The sequence below is a fragment of the Priestia sp. JV24 genome (genome assembly GCF_025910025.1).
Taxonomy (GTDB): Bacteria; Bacillota; Bacilli; order Bacillales; family Bacillaceae_H; genus Priestia; species Priestia megaterium.
On the sequence record NZ_JAPCIN010000057.1, the window covers coordinates 1 to 7,739 of the forward strand.

The 7,739-nt window shown below is 33.5% G+C and carries 7 protein-coding genes and 1 pseudogene; 1 reads left to right on the plus strand and 7 read right to left on the minus strand.

All coding sequences use genetic code 11. The features are described 5' to 3' along the window. Positions 1–186, minus strand: a pseudogene (locus OK414_RS29280) (hypothetical protein); the annotation flags it as partial. A 436-nt stretch (positions 187–622) separates the two neighbouring features. Here OK414_RS29280 and mobQ point away from each other — a divergent pair. Beyond that, complete coding sequence (mobQ, locus tag OK414_RS29285) at positions 623–2,605, plus strand: MobQ family relaxase (RefSeq protein WP_264363569.1); 1,983 nt, start codon at positions 623–625, stop codon at positions 2,603–2,605. 438 nt (positions 2,606–3,043) lie between these two features. Here mobQ and OK414_RS29290 read toward each other — a convergent pair whose 3' ends face one another. The 6 genes from OK414_RS29290 to OK414_RS29315 all read right to left on the minus strand — a co-directional run bounded on the left by OK414_RS29290 (position 3,044) and on the right by OK414_RS29315 (position 7,050). Continuing rightward, positions 3,044–3,271, minus strand: coding sequence for a spore germination protein (locus tag OK414_RS29290; RefSeq protein ID WP_263046341.1), 228 nt, complete (start codon positions 3,269–3,271; stop codon positions 3,044–3,046). 21 nt (positions 3,272–3,292) lie between these two features. Continuing rightward, positions 3,293–3,535, minus strand: a complete 243-nt coding sequence (locus OK414_RS29295) for a spore germination protein (RefSeq protein ID WP_048022330.1) — start codon at positions 3,533–3,535, stop codon at positions 3,293–3,295. A gap of 521 nt (positions 3,536–4,056) precedes the next feature. After that, positions 4,057–4,176 carry a YjcZ family sporulation protein gene (locus OK414_RS29300; RefSeq protein WP_074684359.1) on the minus strand — a complete coding sequence of 40 codons (120 nt, stop codon included), beginning with the start codon at positions 4,174–4,176 and terminating at the stop codon, positions 4,057–4,059. A 514-nt stretch (positions 4,177–4,690) separates the two neighbouring features. Then, positions 4,691–4,933, minus strand: a complete 243-nt coding sequence (locus OK414_RS29305; RefSeq protein ID WP_263046342.1) for a spore germination protein — start codon at positions 4,931–4,933, stop codon at positions 4,691–4,693. Between the two features lie 500 nt (positions 4,934–5,433). After that, a complete protein-coding gene (locus tag OK414_RS29310) occupies positions 5,434–5,628 on the minus strand; it encodes a hypothetical protein (RefSeq protein ID WP_263046343.1) in 195 nt (64 codons plus the stop codon). 828 nt (positions 5,629–6,456) lie between these two features. Then, on the minus strand, positions 6,457–7,050 hold the full coding sequence (locus OK414_RS29315) for a DUF3967 domain-containing protein (protein ID WP_221791498.1): 594 nt from the start codon (positions 7,048–7,050) through the stop codon (positions 6,457–6,459). Between the last annotated feature and the right edge of the window lie 689 nt (positions 7,051–7,739).

The following is a 7,739-nucleotide window of genomic DNA, read 5'->3' on the forward strand; positions in this document are numbered from 1 at the left end:
TAAAATCTTCTCTTTATTTTTTCCTACATACGATTGCAATGCCTTCGCAATCTTTTCTGCTTCTTCTTCACTTTGAATCTCAAAGTATTTTTCGAAGATCGCGCCGACTTGAATAAGTCGTCTTGTTCTCTCTTTTCTCTCTTTTTCTTTTTTACGCGCTTCAACTTGTTGTTTCTTCGCTTTCATCTTCTCAATTTTCTCTTCTAATTCCTGAAGAATTTACTCGTCTGTTCGCTTCTTTGACATCCATACTCATCTCCTTTTTCCGTCCTCTAATGTTTGTTTTGATTATATCAAAAATTGAGATAAATTGGTATCCTTATCATAGATTCTCTCACCAGTATATGGTATAATTCCCTTAAATCGAAGAGATAAGGGCGCACTTATACATCGTACCGATGTGTGCGGTTCCTTCGGAACGAAAAGACAAAACCAAAGACCCATTCGCCTAGATGGCGAATTTCATAAAACCTGTTTGCCTATTGGCAAAGATGAAACCACCATCTGACACCTTTGGTGTTCATGATGCTGATTTCATCTAAAGCGTTGATTAGCGCACCTTGTGCTCTCATCAACTTATTCCAAAAACACAAACCCATTCTTAAGAAAGGAGGAAAGAATCATGGCAATTTATCATCTATCGATGCAAATCATCAGCCGTTCAAAAGGCCAATCGGCTGTTGCTGCTGCTGCTTATCGCAGTGGCGAAAAAATACATGATGAACGCACAGACGAGCAAAAGTTTTATGCTCGAAATGTACAACCGGAAACCATGATTCTGACTCCTTCTCATGCGCCAGAATGGATGAAAGATCGTAACCGTTTATGGAATGAAGTTGAAAAAGTAGAGAAGCGCAAAGACTCACAATTAGCACGCGAATTAAACATTGCGTTACCAATTGAACTGAATCACGATCAACAAAAAGAATTGATTCAATCTTTTGCTCAAAACGAGTTTGTAGAAAAAGGGATGGTCGCTGACATCGCCATCCATCGTGATGATGCTAATAATCCTCATGCTCACATCATGTTAACGATGAGAAACCTGGATCAGAATGGCTTTGGCAAAAAGAATCGTGACTGGAATGCTGACTTTGCAAATGCCAAAGAAAACAATCGTGGGTACGTCAAAAATAGCGAAGGCTGCTTATCGATTCGTGAACAGTGGGCCAACTATGCCAATCAAGCACTAGAACAAGTTCAAAGTAAAGAGCGTATTACGCACCTTTCACATGAGAACCGTGGTCTTGAAGTCCTCCCAACGATTCACTTAGGCCATGTCGCTCATGACATGGAGAAGAAAGGAAAACAAAGCAAACGTGGCGAGATTAACAGAGAACGCCAAGAATATAATCAAGCTGTCATTGATCTACAGGCTTATCGTCGTCAAAAAGAAGCTCACGTAAAAAAGATGAAAGAAAAAGAGAAACAATTTAGTTTCTCTACAGATATTGAAAAGACTTATATTCAAAAGGCAGCATCAATTTTAAACCAAAAAGCCATTTCCTTAGATGATATTTCAAAACGCCAGGAAGAACTACGCAAAATGAGTGATCGTCACGATCCGATTGAACGTCATTTTCACGTACAGCAGCAACAATTTCTGAACGTTAGCAATCACTATGACCGTATAAGGGATTTAAACTATGAAATCCAACAAAATGAAGAAAAAGTAGAAGAACTTAAAAAGTCTCTTAATCCCTTTAAACTCAAAGAAAATAATATGATGAAACGTCGTCATCTTGATAAGATTTCTGATTTAGAAAGTAACAAACAAACCTATGTAAATGGCATTGAAAGGTATAAAGAATCCCTTCGTTTCTCAAATGAAGAAGAGTTTTGTGAACGCCATACAGAATTCTCTCAGCAAAAAGAGAATCGTCTGCATCAAATTAAGTATGAGAAGCAACAGATTCAAGTAGAAACTAAAGTATTGTTACAAGCTGAGGAAGCCATTAAAACAGCTAAAATTCGTGAAGTAAGCTCTCACTATCCAGACTTAAAGACAGCTGGAAAATATTTAAGCTATGAGAATGCATTAAAACTAGAGAAACATATAGATATGGCTAAAAAGACTCCTGTAACGTTAGAAGTCATTGAAAAAGCAATTAAAAATCAAGAAGATGATCTGTATAAACTAAGAAAAGATCTCAAAATCTTTCAAACGGAAAAAGATCATCTAGATAAGATGAGGAATCAAGTTACTAGCCTTGAAAAAACAGAAAAAGAACTTGATAAATTAAACAATAGTCCTAGTGAAGCAACTAAGCGTTTAGTTTTAAAGAAAGCACGTCAGCACTATGAAGAATTGCAACATGAAGCAAATCACTACCGAGATAACCTTAAGGAAAAAGGATATAAAGGGCCAGCTGATTTAAACAAGCGACAAGCCCAAATTAGAGGACTTGAGCAAAACGTGATACCGACTATAGAAAAAGACATAAAAGTCAAAGAACACGTCACAGAAATAGTCTCAGACATCTTTGATGCTATTAAACAAGCTGTTCATACCCAAGAACAGGTACAACAGAGCCATCAACTTAGAAGAATGAGAAGTAGCAATATAAATAGATCTAAAAATCAAGGACCAGAAATTGAACGTTAATAAAAGAAGGCTTGTTCAATTATATGAACAAGCCTTCCTCTTTATAAAATTAATAGTTTGAATAGCCGTCTTTTTTACATTTGCAACCAGAATGATGATCTTTATGACCGTCATAACCATCTTTACCGTTATTATGGTCATAATCGCAGCCTTTGTTATATCCATCATAACCACCGTAGTTACGACAACCACCATAATTATTGTTATAGTTCGAATAACCACATCTACAACCACAACCAAAGAAATTCCAACAACACATATATTTTCCCTCCCTTTAGCATGGATACAATATTTTATGTTTTCTACTTTATTTAGCTTGTACTATTGTCACCTATGAAAAAAAGCTTCTAAATTAAATATCTAGAAGCTTTTTTAGTAATTAATTTAAAATTGAAAGTGAACAAAAAGAATATTTTTATACTCATTATTTATTGAAATTTAAGTGTTTGAAGTATTATCTGTTTGCCCTTGATCACTTATATCTGGATCAAAATTATTATTCAACATGTGCGAGACTGAAGGAGATGTATTACCAAAGGAAAAACATGCTCCTACGGATTTCGAATTCGCTGTATGGCTATTTTGAACGTTGTTACCTATATCTAAATTTGCATTTTCTGTAACTCCATTAGCATTAAAGTTTTGAACGTTAATATTGCATGGCATAAAAAGTTTACTCCTTTATTATTAAACTTGCCCCGATATCGGCATAGAAGGGTTAGCAATTTGATCTTGGTCACTAAAGTCTGGATCAAAGTTTCCATTAGCCATCCAAGACGTAGAAGGAGAGAAATTACCCATAGAAATACAAGCTCCTACCCATTTTGAATTCGCTGTATGACTATTGTGTACTGTATGACCAAAATCTAGATTTCCGTTTTGTGTAATCCCATTGGTCAATACATTTCCAACGATAATAGAATAAGGCATAAACCTACTCCTTTCTCTTTTGAACACCTATTACAGTTTATGCTGTTATACCTTATTAGGTAACTTGCCTAAATAAATATTAGATTAAAGAAACTGTTAAAAACTCTTTGATAAATTTTTAAAACCCCTTGCCTTAAGGCAATCTAAGTCAACTTAAGTTGACTTTATGTACGTAGCTAAAAAAGCTCTTTATAAACTATTAACATAGAAAATACCTTTACAAATTGAGATATTAGTTATACTTGTCCATACCTTTTTTAAAAGTTGGCATATTATATAATATGCATATCAATAACCTCCAAATTTTTTTGATACGAACGGCAAAAACCTCCTGATTTTGGCTAGAATCAGGAGGTTTTTAAATTAGTAGAGGGTACATCCAGAAACAAAGGGTACTCATATAATGAGGCTCTGGAGTGCATTGACTATATCCTATGTATTAATAATATTTTAGTAACTTGCCTATCATAAAAATAAATTAGTGTATGTAAAAGCCTCTCAAATGAAAGGCTTTTATTGTATTAGCAGAAGCCACCGTAGCCACCACTAAAACAACTACATCCAATGATGACGAGAAGAATAAATAAGACAATTAGAAGAGCAAAACCTCCACCAAGTCCGCATCCACCATAACTAGACATACTATCACTCCTTTTATAGTATTGAGTAAAACTAAAGGAGTAGGAACATAATACACATGGGCTGATGCATTATATGTATCTGTAAACATTTATGAGCATGTTTACTTCTTTAAAGCTTAAAGTGAATAAAGTTCGGTATTCAAGACAGACTAATAGAGATGCTTTTTTGCATCAATATTCTCTTCTAATTACGTCACAAAAAACACACTAACTACCTTCCAAATAGTTAGTGTGTTTCCTTGTCTTTCGAAATAAGATTCTCAAGACAAGCAGCCTTACTTTTCCGTCCATATACTATATGTACATTGTTCAAATTAAATACTGAAAATATACTTGCAATATGGATTAAAATATTATAAATCGAACAAACTACAAAAGACGCTGCGAAGCTTCTATTTGGTAATCCTCATTGTTTCAAGTTAACAATACAAAGCCGAGAAAACTCCCTAATTCATCTGGTGAATTAGGGAGTTTTCTTATTTTAATTAAATTTTATCTTCATAATTCATAATTATTATTGTTGATTTCCATTTATCCCATCAACGTTTCCAATAGCTGTTTGATCACTAATATCTGAATCCATGTAATCGGTTTTCATCTTAGCTGAAGAAAAAGAAATATCACCATACGTTCTGTTTATTCCAGTTGACTTGGTGTTTGCTGTATGACCATTATGAATTACTTCACCAAAATTTGTAGACCCATTACTAGAAGTGCTATTAATTCTCGTCGTTCCAATATTGATGAACCCTGGCATTGTCATCCCATCCTTTTCTTCAGTTTAGTAAATATACGTTATGGTAATACAAGCCTAAGTGTGAAGAATTATAGCACTTAAAACAAATAAAACTTTCTAGGACTTCTCTATTCTTCGCTTGAAACACAATTAATAATACATCAAATAAAAAATTCAGAATTTCCTTCTTAAAAATATTCAATTGTAAAATCATAAAGAATGAAGGACAAGCATATAATTCATCAAAAGCCTCAACAAACCACATGAATTGAACTAGTAAATGGTCCCTAAATATCCCGATTTAGGGGCTGTTTACTCTTATATAGGTATTAGAATATTGTAAACAGAGCAAACTATTCAAGATGGTTAAAAACATCAAAATATGCATAGCACATGTTATTAAAGAGAAAAAATCACTGTCTCTGTCAGTGGTTTTTTCTCTTTTTTAGATAAATATTATATACAACTTTAGGTAACATAAAACAGATTTCGAGAACAGATTACAACCTTAAGCATCTTGATTACTCTTTTCTTACTCTTTTAGCAATGCTATCATCTATAAAATTGGATGTACCATCAGTTATACGGCCCATACTACCACATTTAGGGCATGGTCCAGCAGTATTTCCCGAAAGAGTTATTTTTGATCCCTCTATAGATATTCCTGAAGGAAAAGAGCTTTTACAGTTATCACAAATTGCAGACAACATTGGCATATAATATCCTCCTATTCTGCAAATACATAAGTCATCTATTTTATAAATTTTCTTTTGTATGATATACAAAGCTAGTTAACATAAAACAATTTATAGGCAGTCATAACACAAAATGAGAAACATAAAATACAATAAGGAACATCAGCCTGATCTTTCCTTACGAAAAAACAATCCAACTCCCACGGATTGTTTTTTCTCTTTATATATAATGATTAATTTTTTTACATATTGAGCAAACTACCCAAGACGCCGTGAGGCATCTACGGACTTTCTTATTCGAATTTTACACAGAAAACTTCCTTAACGCATTGGGGGAGTTTTTCTGTTTTTACGCTGTATATCGTATACAACCTTAGTTAACATAATGTCTCTTTCCGGAACACAACTCAAAAAAGAACCCTTGTCGCAGAACGGTTCCGCCGAGGGTTCTTTTTCCGGAGTATGCAGCTTTTTATACATCCTTGATAGACCAACGTTTTTTCAGTAAGCGATTAGTGAAAGAATGAATAAAAAGTGCACCTTTTATTCATATGTTCGTATGGTAAAATGTAGTCTTCACAGGAAAAATATGTTATAATATAACCGTCATTTTAACTCTAATGCTTATGAGTTAAACTTAGAGAGAGCAACCTTCTCCAATGCCATTCGAGATAAGTTTTGCTTACCTTTTGATTGGACAAATTATAAGCTAATACTATATCTTAGATATGTACATGTATATATTTCACTTTTATCAACTATAAACACAGCTATGATCAACCACACATGTAAGAAAAGCCCTCAATTAATTTTGAGGGCTTTTCTTGTACTAGCATTTTGCTAGCTTTCTCATTTCCAAAATTCCCACCACTTTTTTTCTTGAGAAGCTGCTATCATTTTTTTCGTATCTTGAACTTCACGGATCAGTGATAAAAGAGTTTCATCCCTTTTACTTGAACCTGTTTCAATGGTTGTTTTTAATTCATCATTCTGATCTTGTAAAAGCTTATTTTGAGTTTTAATATCCTTAAGCTCTTTTTCCATTGAATTTAATCTATCAGATATCTCATCAATATATTCTAATTTATCTATGAGAAGAGAAAGTTGATTATTCTCCTCTTGTTCTTTAGATGGAGTTTCGGAAGTAATTGCCTTGTTCTCATCAAGAACAGCACCTGTTCTCTCTTCTTCTGGAAGCATTGATAATACTACATTTACAGCCGTTTCCATAGTCATACCTTTATCTTGGACTAAATCTTTCATCCTTTGTAGTAAGAGAACATCTTTACTTCTAAATGCTCTAGAATTATTAGATCCTCTAATAAACTTATAGTCTTTATTTTCTAAAGCAATACAATATTTTGTAAGGGAACTACGAGCTATTCCTAATGATTTTGTTACTTCACCACCTAAATAGACCATTTCATTTACTTGTTGGGACATACGTTCACCACCTATTCTTAACATAAACAATTATTTAGTATATAGGTTATTTTAACAATGTTTTCGATTTAGAATAATATTCTCCTCCTTATTCTTTAGATAACATATGAAATTAGCATAAGGACAGCTATCAAGCAATGGCGGCCATACAGTGTTTTCGGGCTTGTTCTCATCAAGAACAGCACTTGTTCTCCGTTTTGTTAAAAGCTTTTAATCACCTTTGTGGTGATTTTTTAGCCTTCAGGTTTTTATTTCTCTAACCAGAAGAATATAAAAAAAGATGGTGGCAACTATGAATATGTTAAAAACTCAAATTGAACTATTGACCCATATAAACCAAAAAAAGAAAGATCCATTGCAATGGATCTTTCTTTTTTTTGGTTTATATTACTATTTTCCATTGAATTATCAGATTACTAGAAGGTATAATAGAATTAACAAAAATGGACGGAATAGAAAAAAGACTTCAACCGTTTAAGAAGTGTTACCCGCACCCTTAAACCGTTCCCCCTAAAGAGCCTAGGGAAAACACCTGTCGAAGTCTCTTGTTAATAGTTTCATTATCGATAAGATAAAACTTATGGTTTTATTTTATACGAAATTGACATCTATTTCAAGGGCTTAGTTCATCACAAAAAAGACATTGTTTTCCTTGTTAAGGGAGACAATGTCTTTTTTTGTTCCTAAAG

Bases quoted from the DNA above. Each gene is read 5' to 3' on its own strand.
- OK414_RS29300 (WP_074684359.1), bottom strand. From the start codon at position 4,176: ATGTCTAGTTATGGTGGATGCGGACTTGGTGGAGGTTTTGCTCTTCTA.
- OK414_RS29305 (WP_263046342.1), bottom strand. From the start codon at position 4,933: ATGCCAGGGTTCATCAATATTGGAACGACGAGAATTAATAGCACTTCT.
- OK414_RS29290 (WP_263046341.1), bottom strand. From the start codon at position 3,271: ATGCCATGCAATATTAACGTTCAAAACTTTAATGCTAATGGAGTTACA.
- OK414_RS29315 (WP_221791498.1), bottom strand. From the start codon at position 7,050: ATGTCCCAACAAGTAAATGAAATGGTCTATTTAGGTGGTGAAGTAACA.
- OK414_RS29310 (WP_263046343.1), bottom strand. From the start codon at position 5,628: ATGCCAATGTTGTCTGCAATTTGTGATAACTGTAAAAGCTCTTTTCCT.
- mobQ (WP_264363569.1), top strand. From the start codon at position 623: ATGGCAATTTATCATCTATCGATGCAAATCATCAGCCGTTCAAAAGGC.
- OK414_RS29295 (WP_048022330.1), bottom strand. From the start codon at position 3,535: ATGCCTTATTCTATTATCGTTGGAAATGTATTGACCAATGGGATTACA.